Here is a 19,841-nt window from a genome sequence, read left to right as displayed (position 1 = left end):
AGAGAACTGTGTCCCACCTCAGCCTCCCACTCGGCCGACGGCCGGGAGCGGTTTCGACGGAGCGAGCCGCCCGGTGGTCGTCGCCGCGCCCGCCCGCGACGCGGCGACGACGTCAAGGCCGGCCGCTCAGTGGGCGAGAACCACGTCGGTCGCCGACGTGGACTCGGCACCGGGTGCGCTCAGCTGCGAAATCCTGCGGGGCAGCGCGACGGCCACCACCGCACCCAGCAGCGCCGAGATCGCGCCGATCACGAATGCGATGGTGATGCCGGTGTCCGTGTAGAAGACGGCGCCCTGCACGACGGTCGCGATGTGCGAGTTCAACACGGTGAACGCGATGACCGGAAGGATGGCGGGCAGAATGCTCTGGAACACCGCCACCATGCTCGCCGTCGTCGCCTGCAATTGCGGGGGCACCGCGGCGATGAGCAGGTTCGGGATGGACGCGTACCCCATGCCCATTCCCACTCCCAGGAGGGCGGCGAAGCCGATCAGCAGCGCCTTGTCGTCGTGGATCGTCGCCGTGAGCAGGCAGGCCGCGGCCATCAGCAGCATGCCCACGACCATCAGAATCCGCGGCCTCACGTTCCGGGGCACCAGGGTTCCGACGATCAGTCCGCCGATCACCACCGCACCACCCAACGGAGCCTGGAAGATCGCGAATCCCTCTGCGCTGATACCGAATCCGTAGCCGAGCCCCAGGATCGCCGGGGTCATGCATATCATCGGGAGCATGATCGTGAACACCGAGGACGTGCCGTAGCAGAACCCGGCGCCGAGCGCCGTCAGGAACACGGGCCGCTTACCGAAGAACCGGACGTCGATCAGCGGGTCCGGCAGCAGAAGTGCGGACACGATCCACGCCACCAGCAGGGCGACACCGCCGGCGATGAACTCGAGGGTCGACCCCGACGTCCAGCCCCACGACGGCCCGAAGCTCACTCCGACGAGGATGCCGGCGAGTCCCGCGCCGAGGAGCGCGGCGCCGATCAGGTCGATGCGCGAACGCAGGCGGACGGTCGATTCGTCGGTCGTCACCCGGATCAGGAAGCTGAGGACCACGAGACCGGCCAGGAAGAACCAGAAAATGCTCCGGAAGCCGAAATTGTCGATCAGCCAGCCGGTGAAGAACGGTGCGGGGATCGCGATGAGCCCCATGCCGCTGGTGGCGATGCTGACCGCCAGTGCCACCGTCCGGGCGGGGAAGACGTCGCGGATCAGCGAATAGCTCAGGAACAGGCACGGCACGAGCAGCCCGGTCAGGGAGCGGCCGGCGATCAGCACCGCGTACGTCGGTGCGATCGCCGAGATCAGCGACCCGACCGCAGACAGGCCGACGGCCGTCAGCAGCAGCTTGCGCTTGCCGTGGGTGTCGGCGAGCTTGCCGATCAGCGGACAGGTGACTGCCCCCACCAGCAGGAACGACGTGAGCAACCACGCACCCTGCGTCGTCCGGTAGTGGGTGACGATCTGCGGCAACGCGATCGATATCATCATGTAGCTGACTGCGAGCATCTCCAGCAGCAGCACGATCGAGGTGAGCGAGAAGATCAGTCGGGGCGTCCATCGCTCGTCGGCGACGTCCTGCTGTCGCGTCCGAGCCGATCCGCCGTCTGACGCATGGGTGACCATCAATCGGGTCCTTTCGAATACCTGCACGGGAATTCGTGGCCGCGCCGCGGCAGTGCGGCGCTCCCGAGCCGGGCGGTAGGGGTGGGTGGTCACATTCGGTGGTCGAAGTCTCGCGAATGTGTAATTGACATCACAGTTCTCGGGGATGCGGCACGCCATGCGGCGTTCCGCCCAGCGGGAGGCCGACGCGCCCGGTCTGCACTCGCGCCCGGGGAAAGGCCAGTTCGGGCCGCCGAATCGGGCGTAGCAGACGCTGCGGTCGGCTTCTTCGTTTGGGCAAGGGGTCGGTTGACGCGAATCGGTGACTCCCGGTCACCGCTCGAGCGAGGATTGACCCATGGCCGAGATGCAGCGCGAGAAGCAGATCCGTCGGCTGAGAACGCCACGCTCGGCGGCCGTCGCGGGAATTGTGTTCGCCGCGTTCTTCTCCGCCAGCCTCGTCCTCCTGCACACAGCGCTGCCCGCCGACCCGTTCGACGAGACACCCTGGGTGGGAAGCGGTGAGACGCGGATCAAGACGGCCCTCGTGCTCGCCCCCTTTGCGGGCATCGCGTTCCTCTGGTTCATCGGCGTCATTCGCGACCGTCTCGGCGACCTCGAGGACCGTTTCTTCGCGACGGTATTCCTAGGCAGTGGCCTGCTGTTCCTCGCGATGGGCTTCGTGTCGATGGGCGTGGCGGGCGGCGTCCTCGCGATCGCCCGGCACTCGGGCAGCTCCGCGGACGAGATCGTCTATTTCGGACGCGAGATCATGCTGCAGATCAACCACGTCTACGCGCTGCGCATGGCGGCGGTGTTCATGATCTCGCTGGGAACGATCTGGCTCCGGACCGGACTGATGCCGCGATTCCTCGTCGTGACCACGTACCTGCTCGCCCTGGCCCTGCTGCTGGTCGTCAGCTTCAGCCTGTGGACGACGCTGGCGTTCCCCGCCTGGGTGCTGCTGGTCAGCATCTACATCCTGGTCACCGGACGACGCCTGCGCGCCGCCCGATCCGAGGCACCGCAGGAACGGTGACCGGGGTGCGGAACGCAATTTACCTGCGTGCGGGCGTGGTGGACACGAAGTCGTCGATGATGCCGACCACCGCGGCCGGATCCTCGAGGTGCGGGTAGTGGCCGATACCGGCGAGGACGGCGAGCCGGCTCCCGGGCATCGCCTCGTGCGCCGCGTAACCGTGCGAGACCGGGATGATGCCGTCCGAATCGCCCCAGATGAGCTGGGTGGGGAGACCCGCGTTCAGATACAGCCGGCTCAGCGCGCTCACTGCCTGCCCCCGATGGTCGACGACCGCTCGGAGCGTCCGAAGGAACGCCTGCCGGGTGTCCGGATCGGACAGCGACGAATAGGCGTGCCACATCTCGTCGCCGCGAACCGACTGAACCCCGATCGCCGCCAGCCAGCTGCGAACCTTGTTGCCGGCGTCGCGAATCGCGGCAGGCGCCATCAGGGGAAGCAGGAACTCGGACCCGGGCGCCGCCAGCAACCTCAGAGTCCAGTTCACGTCCGGTCCCAGTCCGCCGCTGCCGATGAGGACCAGGCGCTCGCACAGTTCGGGATGCTGATAGCTGAACTGCATCGCCACCCCGCCGCCGAGCGACTGCCCGACGACGGTCACCCGTTCGATCTCCAACTCGTGCAACAGGTCGCGCAGCCACGCGGCGAACGCGCCCAGCGAATAATCGCCGCGCGGTTTGGCGGAATCACCGTGACCGGGCAGATCCGGTGCCAGCACCCGGTAGCGCAGCGCCAACTGGGGGAGAACCGCACGCCACGTCGCCGAACTTCCGGCCATCCCGTGTACGAGCAGCAGCGTCTCGCCCTCACCGCTCAGCCGGTAGGCGACGTCGTCCCCGTGCAGTGCGATGTGTCGCATTTCCGGCATACAGCGACCTCCCGATCGGGTGATGCAGCGGTCTCACCGTAACGATAGGGGAGTTCCGCTCGATATCGTCATCAACTGCGGCGTGGGAACTTGATCTTCGGCGCCGGGTTGATCTATCGGCACACCGACGTGAGGCTCGAAAACAGGAGGAATCCGCATGAACTCTGTGTCGAGCCCGGCAGTCGCCCGGCCGCGTGTCCTGCTCATCGACGCCGACGTGGAAAGCTCCCTCGTCGAACGCCTCCGAGACAGCGGATTCTTCGTCACGCGAACCTATGCGGAACCGGTGCGCTCGCGGATCGAACCCCCCGACGTGGTGATCGTCGACGCACGATCACCGCACCTCGACGCCGACACCACGGTTCGGGGGTTGAAGGCGATGCGATTCGCGCTCGCCATCGTGGTGATCGGCACCTTCCGCTCCGGGAACCGTCGCAGCGATCTCCTCGAGGCCGGAGCCGACGACGTGCTGGAGATGCCGGTCGGTGCGGACGAACTCGTCGCCCGGCTCCGCGCGATCCTCCGCCGTGTGAAACCCGAGGTGCCTGCGCCGGCGCCCGCCGGCAGCCAGGACCTGTGCCTGTGCGAGGAGCGCCACGACACCGACTACGACGGGTTGCGCACCACGCTGACCAGGACGGAATTCGTCCTCTTCACCGTGCTCGCGCAGAACATCGGCAGGGTCGTCACCCGCCGCGACCTCATGCTGATGGTGTGGGGTGTAACCGTCGAATCGAAGACGAACGTCCTCAACGCCTACGTCTGCTCCCTCCGGCGGAAGCTGGTGGTCGTCGGATCGCCGTATGTCGTCCACACCGTGCGGGGCGTGGGTTTCGCTCTCGGCGAGGACGTACGCCCGGAGACCAACGTCCCTGCCCGTCAGGTGTCCGCCGCCGTGTCCTGACGCCCAGGCCCGAGGGAATGATTACCGTCCCCGATGCCGCTCGTCGACGAGGAAACGCGAATCACCGTCGACGCGATCGTGGACTCACGGAAGGGGAGCGGACCACCGGAGCGTGGTTCCACCGCCGAGAGTCGAGTCGACGGTGCAGTGCCCGTTGACTTCCCGCGCCCGGGCGGCCAGATTGGCCAACCCGCTGGTGGCGACGTTCTCCTCGAACCCCTTGCCGTCGTCCGCGACCTCGATCGCGAGATCGTCGTAGACCGAGATGCTCACCGTCACCGTCTCGGCTCCGGCGTGCCGGACCGCGTTGCTCAACGCCTCACGCAGAACCGCCTCGGCATGCTCGGCGAGCGAGGCGTCGATGACCGACAGTGGCCCCGACATGTGCACCGTCGTGCGCAACCCGGAATCCGCGGTGGTCTCGGCCACGATCTCATGCAGACGCCGCCGGAACTGGGTCATCCCGCCCGAACCGCCGTGCAGGTCGAAGATGGCCGTGCGGATGTCCCGCACGATGTCGTGCAGATCGTCGATCGACTGTTCGAGCCGGTCCTTGACGACGGGGGCCTTCGCCCGCTGCAGGGTGCTCTGCAACGACAGACCGACCGCGAAGAGCCGCTGGATGACGTGGTCGTGGAGGTCACGCGCGATCCGGTCGCGATCGGACAGGACGTCGAGCTCACGCATCCGGTGCTGACTGTTGGCGAGTTGCAGTGCGACCGCCGCCTGATCCGCAAAACCCGACATCAACGCCAGCTGGTCGTCCGTGAACGGCGGCGCATCGAGGTGACGGAGCGTCACCAGCACACCCGACACCGACTGCGCGGCGCGCAGGGGCAGCGCCAATGCCGGACCGAACTGGGTGGCCAAATCGAACCCGGGATCGAAAGCCAGCGCCATGACGCGTAACGGGGTCCGCTCCCGGAACGCCTCACCGGACGTGGACCGGTCCACCGGGATCGTCCGCCCGATGATCCGATCCGTCACCGTTCCGGACGACGCGGTGACCACGAGCTCGGTCACCTCGTCCGACGGGATGTCGGGATCCTCGGGAACAGCGAGGAAGGCACTGTCGGCGGCGGTCAGGGCCAGCGCGTCGTCGGCGATCACCTGCAGCACCTCCGCGGTGTCACTGCCCGCCAGCAGCTCGGTCGCGATCTCCCGTGTCGCCTCCAGCCACGCCTGCCGCGTCCGGGACTCCTCGTACAGGCGGGCGTTCTCGATCGCGATACCGGCGGCCGCCGCCAGCGCGCGGAGAAGCACCTCGTCGTCCTCGGTGAACTGCGCACCGTTGGCCTTCTCCGTGAGATACAGATTTCCGAAGACCTTCTCTCTAATCTGAATGGGAACTCCCAGAAAGGTTTTCATCGGCGGATGATCGGGCGGGAACCCGACCGATGCGGGGTGCCGGGACAGGTCCACCAACCGGACCGGCTTCGGATCCGTGATGAGGAAACCGAGGACCCCGCGACCACGAGGCAGGTCGCCGATCCGCTCCCGCGTCTCCTCGTCGATGCCCTCGAAGATGAACTCACTCAGGCCCTCACCCGGGGCAAGCACTCCCAGCGCGCCGTACCGGGCATCGACGAGATCGATCGCCGCGTGCACGATGGTGCGGAGCGTGTTGTCGAGGTCGAGTCCCGACGTGACGGCCAGCATCGCCTCGAGTAGGCCGTCGACGTGATCCCGCGCATCGACGATCTGCGCGATGCGGTCCTGCACCTCGGTCAGGAGCTCACGCAGCCTCAGCTCGGACAGGCTACCGAGGAGGGGCCCACGGTCGTGTTCGTCCGGTTGACGGGTCACACGACGCATTGTCCCACCCGGTGACCTCACGAGGAGCCGGAACAACCATAGGTCCCGTCAGGTGCCGGGCGGTTTCGACGGCAACTTCGTGGCCAGCACCGCCGCCTGAGTCCTGCGCTCCACACCCAGTTTGGTCAGCAGCCGGGACACGTAATTCTTGACGGTCTTCTCCGCGAGGAACATGCGTGCGGCGATCTGCCGGTTGGTGAGCCCCTCACCGAGCAGTGCGAGCAAGGTCCGCTCCTGATTGGTCAGGTGCGCGAAGATGCCGTCCTTCCCGTCGGCGTCCGCACGTACCTTGTCCATCAGGACGCCGGCGGCACGACTGTCGAGCAACGATTTGCCCGCCCCCACATCGTGGACCGCCTGAGCAAGCTCCATGCCCCGGATGTCCTTCACGACGTATCCGCTGGCCCCGGCCAGAATCGCGTCGAGCATGGCCTGCTCGTCCGTGAACGACGTCAGGATGAGGCAATGCAACTCCGGCATCAGCGAGTGCAGCTCCCGGCACAGCTCGATTCCGTTGCCGTCGGGCAAACGCACGTCCAGGACGGCGACATCCGGTTTCAGGGCAGGCACCCGCGCCATCGCCTGCGCATAGGACGCGGCCTCACCGATCACCGTCAGCTCGGGATCGGAGGTGAGGAGATCCGCGATCCCTCGTCGGACGACCTCATGGTCGTCCACCAGGAAAACCCTGATCATGGGCACCCTCCAGGCCTGGCCGCGTCACCGTCGGAGTATTCAGATTACGCCGGTGAGCGTCGGTCCGGTCAGCGCGCGGCCGGACGAAACGGCCCGGATCCGCGCCGGCGCGGCCGGTGCGGCATCAACATTGCCGCCGCCAACCCCACGGTGGCGACGAGCGTCGCCGCGGCGCCGACTCCGACGAGGGGAGTTGCGAGCCACGCACCGAGCAGGACCACCAGTCCCGCGGTCACCGCTCCCGCCACCACCGCGAGCGCGAACCCCGCGGGATGCACGTACAGGAATTCGCCGGGCTCGTCCTCCCACCGGTGACGATCCTCGCGCGGCGATGCGGTGGAGTGTTCGAACATGGCGTCCTCGTTCCTTCGCCGGCTCCGATGTCGTGCGCCGGCCCTCGTACAACGGTGCGATAACGGCGAGCACAATGACAGGGCCAAAGGTCACACGTCCGTCCTCAGGCGTCGGCGGCGCCGAACCACGTGGGCAGCACCTCGAGCAGATCTCGCTGATCGTCACCGACCCACGCCACGTGGCCGTCCGGACGCAGCAAGGCCGCGGGCACGTCCAGTTCCTCGCTGACGTCGACGACGTGGTCGATCCGATCCGCCCAGCCCGTCACGGACAGCCGGCCCGTCTGGTCGAGCAGCAGTCCGCGTCCGCCGTGCATCAGCCCGTACAGGCGACCGCGCTTCAGCGCGACGTCCCGCAGACGCCTGCCGAGCAGTTCGTGCCCCGCGCCGAAGTCGTAGCGGACCCCGACCGCGGTGACCTTCTCGATCGGATACCGGTTGACCTCCTCGAAGTCCATCAGTTCCGACAGCAGCCTGCGCACCGCCCGGGGACCCGGCTCGGTGGACGTCAACTCCATCTGCGCGCGGGTGTTGTCCAGCACGGCGGCGGCCACCGGGCGCCGTTCGGTCTGGTAGCTGTCGAGCAGCCCACCCGGGGCCCGGCCGCCGATCTCCGCGGCCAGCTTCCAGCCGAGGTTGAACGCGTCCTGGAGGCCGAGGTTGAGGCCCTGCCCGCCGGTCGGCGGGTGGATGTGCGCCGCGTCGCCGGCCAGCAGCACACGGCCGGTCCGGTAGCGGTCCGCCAGCCGGGTGGCGTCGCCGAAGCGGGACAGCCAGCGCGCCGAGTGCGCGCCGAAGTCGGTGCCGGCGATAGCCCGCACCTGCCGCTTCAGCTCGTCCAGGGTCGGCGGGACCATCCGGTCCTCGGTGACCCCGTCGGCGGGCGCGACGAGGCGGTACAGCCCGTCCCCGAGGGGCATGGCGCCGAACCGCTTCTGCGTCTTGCGGACCTCGGCCACCACGGCGGCCAGTTCCGCCGGCGGCGTCGTCAACTCCACCTCGGCCAGCAGCGTCTCGACTCTCGACGGCTCGCCGGGGAAGCCGACGCCGAGCAGCTTGCGGATCGTGCTGCGGCCGCCGTCGCAGCCGACGAGATACCGGGCGCGCAGCCGGGTGCTGCGGGACTCGGCCAGTTCGACGCTCACCCGGTCCTCGTCCTGACTCAGCCCGACCAGTTCGCAGCCGCGCCGGATCTCGACACCGAGTTCGGTGGCGTGCTCGGCCAGCAGGCGCTCGGTGACGGTCTGCGGGATGCCGAGTACGTACCCGTGTGCGGTGTCCATCCGATCGGGCCACGGTGTGTCGATGCCGGCGAAGAAGCCGCCGACCTCGTACCGTGTGCCCTCCGCGAGGAAGCGGTCCAGCAGGCCGCGCTGATCCATCAGTTCGATGCTGCGCACATGCAGGCCGAGCGAGCGGACCACTGTCGTCGGCTCCGGTTCCTTGTCCAGCACGAGGACGTCCACTCCGTGTAGCCGCAACTCGGCGGCCAGCATCAAGCCGGTCGGTCCGCCGCCGGCAACGATCACATCGATCATTGAAAACCCCCATTTCGGCATGCGTGCATTTCGGCCAGTTTGCTCCGCGTTTTCCGCAGGTTCTGGCTTCGACGGGAGATTCTGCGGCACGACCGGGGTCTTGCCGCAAGGCCACCGGTGCGCCATACGTTGAAAGGGGCACGGAGTGGACGACTCCCTGCCCTTTCCTATGCCGTCCCGTGATTCTGACGGTTCCTTGATCTCCGGCACCGTAGAACACTGGGTATAGGACCACCTCGGTCCCGCACTCACACCGAACGGAGGCCACCGGACATGAACGAGACGACATGGTTGGTGGAGATCGTCATCGACGAACACGACTCGGACGAAGGCGGCTCCAGAACCCGCGCGCAGGCCCGGCTCCGCACCCGCGACACTCGCACGTTCGTCGGGTCCGGACTCGCCCGTCGAAACCCGGACGACACCGAAATCCCCGAGATCGGAGAGGAATTGGCCACCGCACGCGCGTTGTCCGACCTCGCACACCAACTGATCGAGGCCACCGCGGCCGACGTGGAAACGGCCACGCACAGCCGCGTGCATCTCACGGGATAACTGCTCTCACCGCCGCGCCCCGTCAGCGGGGGACACGACGCCGGCCGACCGACAAGACCGATTCGACCGGCCGTCTCGGCGTCTGCCGCGGCGCCGACTTCTTCTCGGTGGTGCCCACCCTGATCAGCGCCTGCGGGAACCCGCGGTCGGGGAGCAGTTCGCGGATGATCTCGCGGCTCTGACGGAGTTCGGTCATGTGGGTCAGCGGACACGTCGACAAACCGCCGACGGTGGCCTCCAGCAGCACCGCGGACAGGGCCTCACCGGCGCGGAGCCACTCACCGCGACCGTCGGTGGCGGTGCTCAGCACCAGTACTGTCGAGTGATCCGTCTCCGTGGTCGCGCCGGCGTCCCGGCCGGCGGGGAAGCGGCGCCCGATGTCGACGCGGTCCCGGTTCTCCGCCGTGGCCAGCGCTTCGGCGGGGATTCCGCCCTGAGCGGTGGAATGACCGGCCCACCAGTGCAGCTCGGCCTGATAGGCGGAGTCGTATTTCCTTGCGGCCGCGGTCGTTTCGGTTGCCCTCGCGAGCGCCGGACGCGCCTCCTGCCTCAGCACGGTCAGGTGGACGTCCTGGCGGCGCACCACGTCGTCCAACGCGGCGGGCAGCGGCGTCTTCACGCTGACGGGACCGAAGGGCCTGCGGTCGGAGTGCCGGTGCCGGATCGCCGCGAGCAGATCGAAGTCGTGCGACTGCGGCCGGGCGTCGTGACGGAACCGAATCGTCGCCAGGTGACCGGAGCGGGGCCCGTCCGGGACACGCTGGACGTCCGCCGCCCATCTGAGTGCGGTCAGCGCCGTCTGAAGATGATTCAGCGCCGCACCGCAACTGACCACCAACTGCCGGCCCGACGGGTCGGTCGACGCCAGTACACGGCCGTGTTCGGTGTAGAGGTCGAGTTGACCGTCGGCGTACGTCCACTGCCACGGCTGGCTGTTGTGCACCGACGGCGCCCGGCAGGCAAGGTCCACGGCAATGCGAACAACGTTCTCGTCGGGAATTGTGCTGTTCACGATCGCCTCCTCGGTGAATCGCGTTCCGCCCCGGCCGGCGCGGAACGCCGGTGCCTTTATCCCAGTGTTCGCCGTCCGTCGGCGCGAGGTTAGGGCCAATGGTCACCGCCGGGCGGCGATCCGGGTCAGAGCGTGACATCCTAATTCGCCACAGTGACGAAATGGAGAGTCCCAGCCGGGCGGCGGGGGACCACCCGGCACCGAAAGTTCATTCGGAAACGGCCGGTTTCCGGGCCACTCCGGCGTCGGCGCGGAATTGGCCTTACCGGCCCGGCGCCGCACATCCGGCCGCGTGAATATTATTCACACTCGGATACTTCCGATCGTGCCTCGCCGCACTTTCGTATGTGCTTCTGAGCATCGGGGCCGATATCGGCATCGGTCGAGAGCCAGGTCTGTGTGTTGACCTCGTCCCTGAGTTTCGACGTGACCCGGGCGTACGGCTGGCCGACACGAGCCCAGCCCGGCGGAGCCGTCTGCCGTCGGGGACTGCCTGGTTGCTGTGGACGACGGTGTTCGGGTCCGAGACATCGCCGTTCGATCCCGGCCTGGGTTCTGCAGCTCACCGGCAAGCACGCCCCGGGTGAAGGGCCGCACGGTCAAGGTCGAGGCTGTCGACGGGGAGGAGGCGCTGTGCCGTGTTCTTGCCGCGCCGTTCGACTCTCCGGAGAGCCGTACGGGTCACACCACACGGATCTGGGTGCGGCGATTCACGCCCACGAGCACCGGTTATCGCCTGATACGCGAGGCGGACGGGCCCCTCGCCCGTGGAGGTGTGATTGTCCGGTGATCGGGATGCGCCCCGGGTCGCAGCCGGCCTGATCAGCGGGACCCTTCGAGGTACGACGCCCGGTCAACCAGTGTGGAGGTGATCCCGGCCTGGTGTGCCGATCGGTCGATGTCGGCAGGCACGTCTGTGGAGCGGATCCGCCGCCGGCGCCGGTATTGGGTGAGCTGGCCATCACCAGCCGTGCTGGTGGTGGTGGCGTGCGGGGCTGGTGTCGGCTCTGACGGCCCGCCCGCCGGTTCGCTCTGGCTGTGGGTGGGAGCGTTCGTGATGGCGGCAATGCCACGGCTCTTCGTGCCCGCCGCGGGTGGCGGCTCGCGCGCACCTGAGAAGGCCCGGTGTCAACGAGGGAAGAGATGTTCCATCAGTTGCCCCACGGCGCCCTCGTCCAGGCGGGGGAGGATGTCCACCCACACGCGCAGTGGTGGCTGTCCGATCACGGGTACGTCGACGAAGACGAGGGAGCGCTGCGGCGAGGACCAGTCGCGAATGTCGAGTGTCGAGCACCCCGGGGTCGGTTCGAAGCCGCTGGTGCACACCACGCTCACCCCTGGGCTCGACTGGAGTCAGGACGCGGGTTCCGGGGACGTCGGGGTTCCAGAAGCCGGGGTCCTGCGGACCGAGTACGTCGTGGACGGTACGCGTCGATGTAGTCGACGATCACCGCAGTCGGCGGTCGACCTCCGCCGCCGCGAAAAACGCACTCGCGGTCTTCAATATCTCATTGGCTCTGCGTAATTCGGATACTTCCCGGCGAAGCCGAGCGAGTTCTTCCGACACATCGGGTTCCGGCTTCGGAGCCCCGGGCGACGCGGCTTCGTCCCGCTCGACCCAGTCCCGCAGCGTCGCCGGCGCGATGCTGAGTGGTCTGATTCGTTAATTCGTCGGGGGTCATGCCGCTTGCAGGGTTCGGTCGTGGAGGTCGAGTCGTTCGAGGTGTCGGTGCAGGTCGGTGGTGGTGTACCGCCACTTGAACGGCACGGAGGTGGCGTTGTACCGTTCCTCGAAGGCGAGCAGGCGCCGTTCGACAGCATCGAGTTCTTCGAAATCGGTGGGCGAGAGCACTTTGCGTTGGACTATGGAGAAGAAGATCTCGACCTGATTGAGCCACGACGCGTGCACCGGGGTGTGCACCATCACCGCGTTCGGATACCTCGCGGACAGCCGATCGATCGCGGCCCGGCCCCGGTGCGAGGATCCGTTGTCGACGATCCAAAACACCCGCTCCGCAGAGGCGTAGGGCTCGCAGGTCATGACCTGATCGACCAGGTCGGTGAACGGCACTATGCCGGTGGACTGTTCGCATCGACCGAACACTCGGGCATGGTGGACGTCGTAGGCCGCCAGATACGCCAACGCCCCACCGCGGCGGTAGTCGTGATTGACGCGCATCGGACGTCCCTTACCGGCCGGCTGGGTGGGATGGCAGCGGCAGCGGGCCTGGATGGAGGGTTTTTCGTCCGCGGAGATCACGTACTCGTCCGCGCCCAGCGCGATGCCGTCGTACCTGCGGGCGTAAAGGTCCAACACCACCGCCGCCTTGGCCTCGAACCGTGGATCCCGGATGAAGATCCACGACTGGTACTGCCAGGGTTTGAGGGCGTCCTGGGCGAGCCAGCGGCGGACCGTCGACACCGAGGCGCCGATCCCGTCGGTCAGTAGCTGGCGGGCCAGTTCCGGGGCGCTCCACCGAGACAGGGGCAGCTGGTGTTCGGCCGGCAACTCGCACGCCCACGCCTTGACTCGGGCCACGTCCGTGGGGGTGTACACCGGTGGGCGCCCCGAGCGGGGCGCGTCGACCAGTGCCTTGATACCCTTGGCGCAGAACCGGGCCCGCCACTTGCGGGCGGTATCGACGCAGATGCCGAGTTCGTCGGCGATGGCCGCGTTCGAGGCGCCGTCGGCGGCCAGCAACACGATCACCGCGCGCAGCACCACCTTCTGCGGGGTGTTGCCCGCCCGCACCCGCCGTTCGAGCCGACGCGGTCGACGTCGTCCAACGCGACCTGGAACGGACTGACCATCACCACAGCAGCACCATCAGGTCACATTCATCACACATGCCACAACCTTCGCGTGCGACACCCCCGAGATAGGTGACCGACACGGGTGGTCATCGGGCACGATGAACCCTGTGCCGACACCACCGGAATCGACGAAGAACTCGCTGCGCCTTCGGTTGTTCGACCATGCCCGCGCCCGCTGGCCGCAACTGCGTGACGTCGACGCCCGATTTCGAGGATCCTTCGCCTACGTCGACGCGACACTGCCGGACGGCACCGTGCTACCGCTGATGCGGCTGCGTTACGGAGGATCGGCCCGCTCGTGGGGATTCGCGATCCACCTCGCCAGCACCGGCAAGTACCAGGACTCGATCCTGCCCAGCGGCGCCTTCGCCGGCACCCCCGAGGACGCACTCGACTGCGCCTGCGGGTTCTACCTCGCCGACCCCACCGCCTGGCAACAACCCCCGACGAACTAACGAATCAGACCACTAAGCTTGGATCTGCATCGGTGCCGGTTGCGGTGGCGAACCGGATTCGGCTCCGGACCCGGTCGCCGTCCGACCGAACTCTTGGAAGGCGATCAGATTGGGGCATGATCGTCAATGCTGCACTGTCGAAACATTTCTCGAATCCGGCGAGCGGCGCGATCGTCGCTCAGGGCAGGATGGGGACATGGGCGACCGAACCGATGCAGACCCCGGATCGCGACCAACAATGACCCCCCGGCGCCCGGGCAGGGGCCGCACATCGTGACCGGTCCGATCGCCGTCACCGGTGCACGCCCCGGGGACCTGCTCGCGGTACGCGTCGACGACCTCGTCATGCGAGCACCCTACGGGGTCATCTCGACCCGACACGGCCGTGGAGTCCTCCACCGGAACCCGCTGCTCTCGGGGAACTACGGATCGTTCTGCCCGGTGACCGCGGATCCCGACCGCGGGTGGGTGGCCTCGATGGCACTGCGCCGCGGCGAGCCCGACACCGTCTCGTTTCCGCTGCAACCATTCCTCGGCATCATGGGGGTCGCCACTGATTCCACGAGCCGAGCGAACTCGATCCCGCCCGGACATCATGGTGGCAACCTCGACCTCAAGCTGTTGACGGTCGGCAGCACGCTCTACCTCCCCGTGCAGGTGGCGGACGCACTGCTGTACGTCGGCGACCCGCACTACGCCCAAGGAAACGGGGAGGTCGCGCTGACCGCGCTCGAGGCTCCGCTTCGCGCGACGCTCACCGTCGACGTCATTCCCGCCGACGATCTCGGCGAGCTGAAACGGGTCGCCGGCCCATTTGCCATCAGCGACGGCCTTCTCATCCCGACGGGACTGCACGAAGACCTCGGCCACGCCTTGTCGTCCTGTGTTGCCAACGCCGTGCAGATGCTCGTCTGTCTGTTCGGCATGGACCGAGAACAGGTGTACCTGTACCTGAGCGCGGCAACAGACTTCCAGGTCTCCCAGGCCGTGGATCTCGTGCAGGGAGTCCACGGTCAGATCCGCACCAGCGACTTCGGTCCCACCGGGTGGGCTTCGCTTCAACGCTTGATCCTCTCCTCGAAGGCCTTAGCGCCGTGACTTTGGAAATTCCTGCTTCCGTATCCATTCTCGCGCACTTTCTTCTCACCGCGATACGCACTCCCGCGAAGGAGTAGGCGGTGACCCCGGCTTCGGTACGATCGACCGGATGTGTTGTACGCGAACGAGGTAAGTGGATGTCAGGTGTCGGGCTCGACGGAAATGCCGCGTCCGTCGGCCCGCGCTATCTCTGTCGGATATGTCGAAAACTATTGTACTCAAGTAACTTTCAGTCTACAGATCGCAGTTCTCGCGCAACATATGGGTGGCACACTCGAGGCTCGGAATGAGCAGTATCGACAGGTAGTCGATGCCCGCCGCTGTGCGGCGCGGGCTCGTCCTTCCTCCGAACCCCAGCTCTCAGAATCCGGGAACCCCGTCGGTCGCCGAGGTCGGCATCGTCGGGATCCGAAACTGAGCCTGTCTACCGAGAAGGGCAATCATGACGACAGACGGGTTTGGTTGCGGGTCTGGAACGCAAGAACGGGTGGACCCTCGCCGAGCGCGCCGGCGAAATCAGCCCGGACGGGATGCAACGGCTGCTGCGGCGGGCGGACTGGGACGTCGACGGGGTCCGCGACGACGTCCGTGACTACGTGGTCGAACGCCTCGGCGATCCGGCCGGGGTACTGATCGTCGACGACACCGGATTCTTGAAGAAGGGCACCCGCTCGGCCGGGGTGCAACGCCAGTACTCGGGCACCGCCGGGCGGGTGGAAAATTGTCAGATCGGGGTGTTCCTCGCCTACGCCAGCGGTGCCGGGCACGCGCTCATCGACCGGGAGCTGTACCTGCCCGAGTCGTGGACCTCCGACCGGGACCGGTGCCGCGCCGCCGGGATCGGTGACGAGGTGGAGTTCGCGACCAAACCGAGACTGGCGCAACACATGATCGAACGCGCCCTCGACGCCCGGGTCCCGTTCTCCTGGGTCACCGCCGACGAGGCCTACGGGCAGGTGAAGTACCTGCGGGTCTGGCTCGAGGAACGCGATGTTTCATATGTGTTGGCCACCCGGTGCAACGACGATGTGTTCACCCCGCACGGCCGCTCCGGCCGCGCCGACGAGATGATCGCCGCGGTCCCGGCGAAGCAGTGGCGCCGGATCTCCGTCGGCGACGGCGCACACGGGCCGCGGGAGTATTCCTGGGTGCGGATCCCGATCCGGATCGCCTGGGCACCCGGGCGTGGGCACTGGCTGCTCGCCCGCCGATCCCTCTCCGATCCGACCGAGATCGCGTACTACATCTGCGCCGGACCCCGCCGCACCACGCTCACCGAACTCGCCACCATCGCCGGCTCCCGGTGGCGGGTCGAGGAATGCTTCCAACAGGCCAAGAACGAGGCCGGCCTCGACCAGTACCAGGTACGCACCTACCGGGCCTGGTACGCCCACATCACCTTGTCGATGCTCGCCCTCGCCTGGCTCGCCGGAACGAAAACCGAAGCGGTAAAGGGGGAATCGGGATCGAAGATCAGGGCATGATCGCGTACACGCTACCCGAGATCCGCCGCCTGCTCGTGCAACTGATCCTGCGACACGCCCACCCGGACGAGCACATCTGGTCCTGGTCGAACTGGCGACGGCGCCGACAACACCAGGCCCGCACCTCCCACTACCGACGTCGCGGACACCTCCCATAAGTGCCGTTGCAGTACTAGGCGACGTCCCACGAGAGGTGAGGCAGTCGTATGCCAGAAGTCGATCGCTGAGAGTCGGGCCCCAGATTCTCGCGGCCGGTGCAGCGACCGGCCCGCTCGCCGGCACCTCGACCGTCGTCAAGGATCTGTTCGCGATTGCGGGGCACCGAATCGGTGCCGGAAACCCGGATTGGCTTGCCGCTGCCCGCGTCGAGTCCTCGCATGCCTGGGCCGTGAAACGCTGGACGGACGCCGGTGCCTCCGTCATCGGAATCTCCCACAGCGACGAGCTCGCATTCAGTCTCTCCGGCACCAACGTCCACTACGGGACCCCGGTGAACCCGGCTGCTCCGGAGCATGTACCCGGCGGCTCGTCGAGCGGCTCCGCCGCAGCCGTGGCGGCAGGACTCGTGGACTATGCCCTCGCCACCGACACGGCAGGGTCCACCCGTGTCCCCGCCTCGTACTGCGGCACATTCGGAATACGCACCACCCACGGCAGAATCCCGATGACCGGCGTGGTTCCACTGGCACCGTTCGTCGACACCGTCGGTGTGCTCGCCGCCACGGGCGAGGCCATGCAGCGGGCAGCGACCGTCCTGTTGAAACCTGGTGCCAGACCTCAGGTCGCTGCCGCATCGCCCACCGAGATCGTCCTCGCGACCGACCTACTCGCGCTCGCTGACTCCGACACAGCCGCCGCCGTGACCGCAGCAGCGCGAGGACTGGCCGACGTCGCCGGGATACCGGTCACCGAGACCACACTCGCCGGGGTCGACACCCTCGCCGACTGGCAGCAGCGGTTCTCAGCGCGCCAGATGACGGACATCTGGGCAACCCACGGCACCTGGGTGACAAGTCGACACCCCCACCTGGGGCCGGGGGTGACCTCACGCATGCGCCAGGCCGCCGCGGCGGATCCCGAGCAGGCCCGGCTCGCAGAGGAAGGACGAGCGATGGTCCGCGAGAAGATCGAATCCACGATCCCGTCTGGAGGCGTGCTGGCCTTCGCAACGGCCTCGGGGCCGGCACCACGAATCGACCTCCCCGGTACCGCCAAAGCCGAACTGCGGAGCCGCACCATCGCCATGACCTGTGTGGCCGGGCTCGGCGGACTCCCGGCGGTATCCCTCCCGCTGTCCACAGTGTCGGGACTGCCGGTAGGAGTGTGCCTCGTCGCCCACCCGGGCGACGACGAGATGCTGCTCGCGGCGGCAACAGTGGCAGACCGCATGCTCGCGCCGACCCGGAGAGTGAAGCCATGACATCGACCACTTTGTTGGCGGCTCGACTGCTCGACCGTGACGGGCTGGTGGACATCGGCATCACCGACGGACGGATCTCGTCGGTGACTCCTGCCGGAACCGGACCCCGACTCGCTGGCGTCACCCACGACGCCGGCGGGCGAGTGGTGTTGCCCGGCTTCGTGGAACCCCACCTGCATCTGGACAAGGCCTTTCTGGGAACACCGACCTCCGGTGGGTCGCTTCACGAGGCCATCGCACAGACTGCAGCGGCGAAGGCACTGTTCACCGACCACGACGTGCGTACACGCGCCCTGCGTGTTCTCGCCCGGGCCGTCGCCCACGGAACCACCTCGATACGCGCGCACACCGAGATCGACCCCGACATAGGTCTGCTGTCGGTCCGAGTGATCGACAAGCTGGCACGTCAACTCGCAGGCGTCGTCGACATTCAGGTGGCACCGTTCCCACAGGAGGGACTGTTCTGCCGTCCCGGCACGATGCCGCTGCTGCGAGAAGCCCTCGACATCACCGGAACCGTCGTCGGCGGGTGCCCCTACGCCGAGGACTCGCTGCGGGACGCCCAACGACACGTCGACGCAATTCTGGACCTCGCAGTCGAGTTCGGGATCCCGGCAGACCTGCACCTCGACCTGGCGAACGACGACTCCGACCCACGCTTCACACTCGCCGAGTACGTCGCCCACCAGACAATGGAACGAGGCCTCGAAGCCCGCGTGGCCATCGGCCACGTCACCACCCTGGCGGCACTGTCACCCTCGACCCGAAGCCGAGTACTCGACGCTCTCGCCGCCGCGAGGATCACCGTCGTCGCCCTGCCGGCGACAGACCTCTACCTCATGGGCCGCGACGACCAACGAAATGCCCGGCGCGGTGTCGCACCGATCCGGGAACTGTGGTCCGCCGGCGTACCGACAGCTCTGTCGTCGAACAACATTCGGAATGCATTCACTCACACCGGGAGAGCGGACTCGCTCGACATCGCCCTTCTCGCGGCCAGAATCTCGCACATTTCCTCGCCGGACGAGTTCGCGCGAATCGTTGACATGATTACCGTTGCGGCCGCCGCGGTCGTCCGGCCGGGCGAGCCCCACGGAGTCACCGTTGGCGGGCGGGGCGATCTGGTCGTCCTCGACACGGACGAGCCCACCACACTTCTCTTCGATCAGCCGCCCAGACGTCTCGTACTGACGGGCGGTGTCCCGGTCTACACCGAACGTCGGGAACGCGACTGGCACCACCAGGCCCGACAACTCGAACTAGCGAAGTAGCGGTTAGCCGTGGAGAGCACTGTGCCTCGAAGCGATTGGGCCAACGAGTTGGTGTGAGGTTCGCGAAGAGCGGCAGGTTCGACGAATTGGTGGTCGAGGTGGATTCGCCAATGGGCATACCGCTGGGGAGGAGACGGCGGGGACGGGATGAGGCTCGCGGACTACGCGAGTCGGCGCGGTCGCTCGGGTAGTTCCGATTCGGTGGTGGCGAGGAGTTGCGTGATCTGCTCCTCGCTGACGAACACGTGGTGGCCACGGTGGCGGAGGTGAGCAGACCGGTCCTGCAGCTTCCCGCGTCCAAGCCGGCGTTGGCGGCCCTGTCGGAGATGCGTCGCGACGATCTCCAGATCGCGATCGTCGGGCGGGACCGCGGGCATCGTCACGCTCGAGGACATCGTCGAGGAGGTGGTCGGGGAGATCGGGGACGAATTCGACGCCCGCCACACCACGGACACCCGTCCGCGTCGCCAGACAGTGGAGGGTCTGTTGATCACCGAGGACTTCGAGCGGGACACCGGGATCGCGGTGCCCGACGGTCCCTACGAAACGGTGGCGGGGTTCGTGCTGCACCGTCTCGGACGTCTCCCACAGCTCGGCGACACCATCACCTTCGATGGCGCCGAGCTCACCGTCAGTGCTCCTGACGGACGCCGCATCTCGCGTCTGAGTGTCACCTTTGCCTGGCCGGTTCTCCCATGCGGTCAGTGCCCGTGTCGGTGCTTGCGCTCGCTAGTGTGCTCTGACGGGTGCCGGGACTGGGAGGCTTCTCGTCATGCAGCAACTTCTCGCCGATCACGAACCGTTCGTCACCGTGGTGATGGTCGTGGTCGTCGTGGCGCTCGCAGCCGCCGCGGTGTGGACGATCTTCCGCTGACCGGCACGGTGCCGGCCACCGCCCGGGCGACCGG

At 67.4% G+C, this 19,841-nt stretch carries 19 protein-coding genes and 3 pseudogenes; 11 read left to right on the top strand and 11 right to left on the bottom strand.

From position 1 onward, the window contains the following. Positions 1 to 126: 126 nt before the first annotated feature. Positions 127 to 1,635, bottom strand: coding sequence for an MFS transporter (locus I1A62_RS07200; protein WP_374710737.1), 1,509 nt, complete (start codon positions 1,633 to 1,635; stop codon positions 127 to 129). 334 nt (positions 1,636 to 1,969) lie between these two features. On the opposite strand from I1A62_RS07200, the gene I1A62_RS07195 reads away from it, so the two are divergent. After that, positions 1,970 to 2,650 carry a hypothetical protein gene (locus I1A62_RS07195; RefSeq protein ID WP_124393416.1) on the top strand — a complete coding sequence of 227 codons (681 nt, stop codon included), beginning with the start codon at positions 1,970 to 1,972 and terminating at the stop codon, positions 2,648 to 2,650. Between the two features lie 19 nt (positions 2,651 to 2,669). Here the strand turns inward: I1A62_RS07195 and I1A62_RS07190 are convergent, their stop codons facing one another. Further along, positions 2,670 to 3,518, bottom strand: coding sequence for an alpha/beta fold hydrolase (locus I1A62_RS07190; RefSeq protein ID WP_124393415.1), 849 nt, complete (start codon positions 3,516 to 3,518; stop codon positions 2,670 to 2,672). Between the two features lie 157 nt (positions 3,519 to 3,675). Here I1A62_RS07190 and I1A62_RS07185 point away from each other — a divergent pair, with 157 nt between their 5' ends. Beyond that, positions 3,676 to 4,422: a response regulator transcription factor gene (locus I1A62_RS07185; protein ID WP_219458352.1), complete on the top strand. Its 747-nt coding sequence runs from the start codon at positions 3,676 to 3,678 to the stop codon at positions 4,420 to 4,422. Positions 4,423 to 4,506: 84 nt separating this feature from the next. On the opposite strand, the gene I1A62_RS07180 is transcribed toward I1A62_RS07185, so the two are convergent. The 4 genes from I1A62_RS07180 to rox all read right to left on the bottom strand — a co-directional run bounded on the left by I1A62_RS07180 (position 4,507) and on the right by rox (position 8,824). After that, positions 4,507 to 6,237: a GAF domain-containing sensor histidine kinase gene (locus I1A62_RS07180; protein WP_219458351.1), complete on the bottom strand. Its 1,731-nt coding sequence runs from the start codon at positions 6,235 to 6,237 to the stop codon at positions 4,507 to 4,509. A 48-nt stretch (positions 6,238 to 6,285) separates the two neighbouring features. Beyond that, complete coding sequence (locus I1A62_RS07175; protein ID WP_124393412.1) at positions 6,286 to 6,933, bottom strand: response regulator transcription factor; 648 nt, start codon at positions 6,931 to 6,933, stop codon at positions 6,286 to 6,288. Positions 6,934 to 7,001: 68 nt separating this feature from the next. Then, on the bottom strand, positions 7,002 to 7,286 hold the full coding sequence (locus I1A62_RS07170; protein WP_192581939.1) for a hypothetical protein: 285 nt from the start codon (positions 7,284 to 7,286) through the stop codon (positions 7,002 to 7,004). Between the two features lie 104 nt (positions 7,287 to 7,390). Beyond that, a complete protein-coding gene (gene rox / locus I1A62_RS07165) occupies positions 7,391 to 8,824 on the bottom strand; it encodes a rifampin monooxygenase (protein WP_219458350.1) in 1,434 nt (477 codons plus the stop codon). 273 nt (positions 8,825 to 9,097) lie between these two features. Here rox and I1A62_RS07160 point away from each other — a divergent pair, with 273 nt between their 5' ends. Then, complete coding sequence (locus I1A62_RS07160; RefSeq protein ID WP_072951674.1) at positions 9,098 to 9,379, top strand: DUF1876 domain-containing protein; 282 nt, start codon at positions 9,098 to 9,100, stop codon at positions 9,377 to 9,379. Positions 9,380 to 9,401: 22 nt separating this feature from the next. On the opposite strand, the gene I1A62_RS07155 is transcribed toward I1A62_RS07160, so the two are convergent. The 4 genes and pseudogenes from I1A62_RS07155 to I1A62_RS07140 all read right to left on the bottom strand — a co-directional run bounded on the left by I1A62_RS07155 (position 9,402) and on the right by I1A62_RS07140 (position 13,143). After that, positions 9,402 to 10,391, bottom strand: coding sequence for a hypothetical protein (locus tag I1A62_RS07155; protein ID WP_192581938.1), 990 nt, complete (start codon positions 10,389 to 10,391; stop codon positions 9,402 to 9,404). A 1,128-nt stretch (positions 10,392 to 11,519) separates the two neighbouring features. Then, entirely contained in the window at positions 11,520 to 11,720 is a 201-nt protein-coding gene (locus tag I1A62_RS07150; protein WP_219458349.1) for a hypothetical protein, read from the bottom strand. Between the two features lie 86 nt (positions 11,721 to 11,806). Beyond that, positions 11,807 to 12,042 (bottom strand): annotated as a pseudogene (locus tag I1A62_RS47135) (transposase); the annotation flags it as partial. A gap of 27 nt (positions 12,043 to 12,069) precedes the next feature. Then, complete coding sequence (locus I1A62_RS07140) at positions 12,070 to 13,143, bottom strand: IS630 family transposase (RefSeq protein ID WP_257890710.1); 1,074 nt, start codon at positions 13,141 to 13,143, stop codon at positions 12,070 to 12,072. Between the two features lie 169 nt (positions 13,144 to 13,312). On the opposite strand from I1A62_RS07140, the gene I1A62_RS07135 reads away from it, so the two are divergent. The 7 genes and pseudogenes from I1A62_RS07135 to I1A62_RS07110 all read left to right on the top strand — a co-directional run bounded on the left by I1A62_RS07135 (position 13,313) and on the right by I1A62_RS07110 (position 18,933). After that, complete coding sequence (locus I1A62_RS07135; protein WP_257890709.1) at positions 13,313 to 13,660, top strand: hypothetical protein; 348 nt, start codon at positions 13,313 to 13,315, stop codon at positions 13,658 to 13,660. Between the two features lie 116 nt (positions 13,661 to 13,776). Further along, the gene (locus I1A62_RS46175) at positions 13,777 to 13,902 is read left to right on the top strand and encodes a hypothetical protein (protein ID WP_257890708.1); all 126 of its coding nucleotides are present in this window, start codon (positions 13,777 to 13,779) and stop codon (positions 13,900 to 13,902) included. Between the two features lie 31 nt (positions 13,903 to 13,933). Further along, positions 13,934 to 14,758: an acetamidase/formamidase family protein gene (locus I1A62_RS07130; protein ID WP_219458348.1), complete on the top strand. Its 825-nt coding sequence runs from the start codon at positions 13,934 to 13,936 to the stop codon at positions 14,756 to 14,758. A gap of 452 nt (positions 14,759 to 15,210) precedes the next feature. Further along, positions 15,211 to 16,242: pseudogene (locus tag I1A62_RS07125) on the top strand (IS701-like element ISRhosp4 family transposase); the annotation flags it as partial. Next, positions 16,239 to 16,400 carry a hypothetical protein gene (locus tag I1A62_RS07120; RefSeq protein WP_005569480.1) on the top strand — a complete coding sequence of 54 codons (162 nt, stop codon included), beginning with the start codon at positions 16,239 to 16,241 and terminating at the stop codon, positions 16,398 to 16,400. The pseudogene I1A62_RS07125 and the gene I1A62_RS07120, both read left to right, overlap by 4 nt. Positions 16,401 to 16,435: 35 nt before the next feature. Further along, the gene (locus I1A62_RS07115) at positions 16,436 to 17,662 is read left to right on the top strand and encodes an amidase family protein (RefSeq protein WP_219458347.1); all 1,227 of its coding nucleotides are present in this window, start codon (positions 16,436 to 16,438) and stop codon (positions 17,660 to 17,662) included. Then, positions 17,659 to 18,933, top strand: a complete 1,275-nt coding sequence (locus tag I1A62_RS07110; RefSeq protein ID WP_219458346.1) for an amidohydrolase family protein — start codon at positions 17,659 to 17,661, stop codon at positions 18,931 to 18,933. Before I1A62_RS07115 ends, I1A62_RS07110 begins: the two co-directional genes overlap by 4 nt. A 161-nt stretch (positions 18,934 to 19,094) precedes the next feature. On the opposite strand, the gene I1A62_RS47130 is transcribed toward I1A62_RS07110, so the two are convergent. Continuing rightward, entirely contained in the window at positions 19,095 to 19,427 is a 333-nt protein-coding gene (locus I1A62_RS47130; protein WP_374710855.1) for a hypothetical protein, read from the bottom strand. Here I1A62_RS47130 and I1A62_RS47125 point away from each other — a divergent pair. Then, positions 19,339 to 19,548 (top strand): annotated as a pseudogene (locus I1A62_RS47125) (transporter associated domain-containing protein); the annotation flags it as partial. The gene I1A62_RS47130 and the pseudogene I1A62_RS47125 overlap by 89 nt on opposite strands. Positions 19,549 to 19,841: the final 293 nt, after the last annotated feature.

This window comes from Rhodococcus sp. USK10, from assembly GCF_019378875.1.
GTDB lineage: Bacteria > Actinomycetota > Actinomycetes > Mycobacteriales > Mycobacteriaceae > Rhodococcus_F > Rhodococcus_F pseudokoreensis.
The sequence above is the reverse complement of the archived record's forward strand: the minus strand, read 5'-3'. Positions and strand labels throughout refer to the sequence as shown.

Coding starts and splice junctions, on each gene's coding strand:
- I1A62_RS07160 (WP_072951674.1), top strand. CDS start 9,098: ATGAACGAGACGACATGGTTGGTGGAGATCGTCATCGACGAACACGAC.
- I1A62_RS07180 (WP_219458351.1), bottom strand. CDS start 6,237: ATGCGTCGTGTGACCCGTCAACCGGACGAACACGACCGTGGGCCCCTC.
- I1A62_RS07190 (WP_124393415.1), bottom strand. CDS start 3,518: ATGCCGGAAATGCGACACATCGCACTGCACGGGGACGACGTCGCCTAC.
- I1A62_RS07185 (WP_219458352.1), top strand. CDS start 3,676: ATGAACTCTGTGTCGAGCCCGGCAGTCGCCCGGCCGCGTGTCCTGCTC.
- I1A62_RS07195 (WP_124393416.1), top strand. CDS start 1,970: ATGGCCGAGATGCAGCGCGAGAAGCAGATCCGTCGGCTGAGAACGCCA.
- rox (WP_219458350.1), bottom strand. CDS start 8,824: ATGATCGATGTGATCGTTGCCGGCGGCGGACCGACCGGCTTGATGCTG.
- I1A62_RS07170 (WP_192581939.1), bottom strand. CDS start 7,286: ATGTTCGAACACTCCACCGCATCGCCGCGCGAGGATCGTCACCGGTGG.
- I1A62_RS07175 (WP_124393412.1), bottom strand. CDS start 6,933: ATGATCAGGGTTTTCCTGGTGGACGACCATGAGGTCGTCCGACGAGGG.
- I1A62_RS46175 (WP_257890708.1), top strand. CDS start 13,777: ATGATCGTCAATGCTGCACTGTCGAAACATTTCTCGAATCCGGCGAGC.
- I1A62_RS07110 (WP_219458346.1), top strand. CDS start 17,659: ATGACATCGACCACTTTGTTGGCGGCTCGACTGCTCGACCGTGACGGG.
- I1A62_RS07120 (WP_005569480.1), top strand. CDS start 16,239: ATGATCGCGTACACGCTACCCGAGATCCGCCGCCTGCTCGTGCAACTG.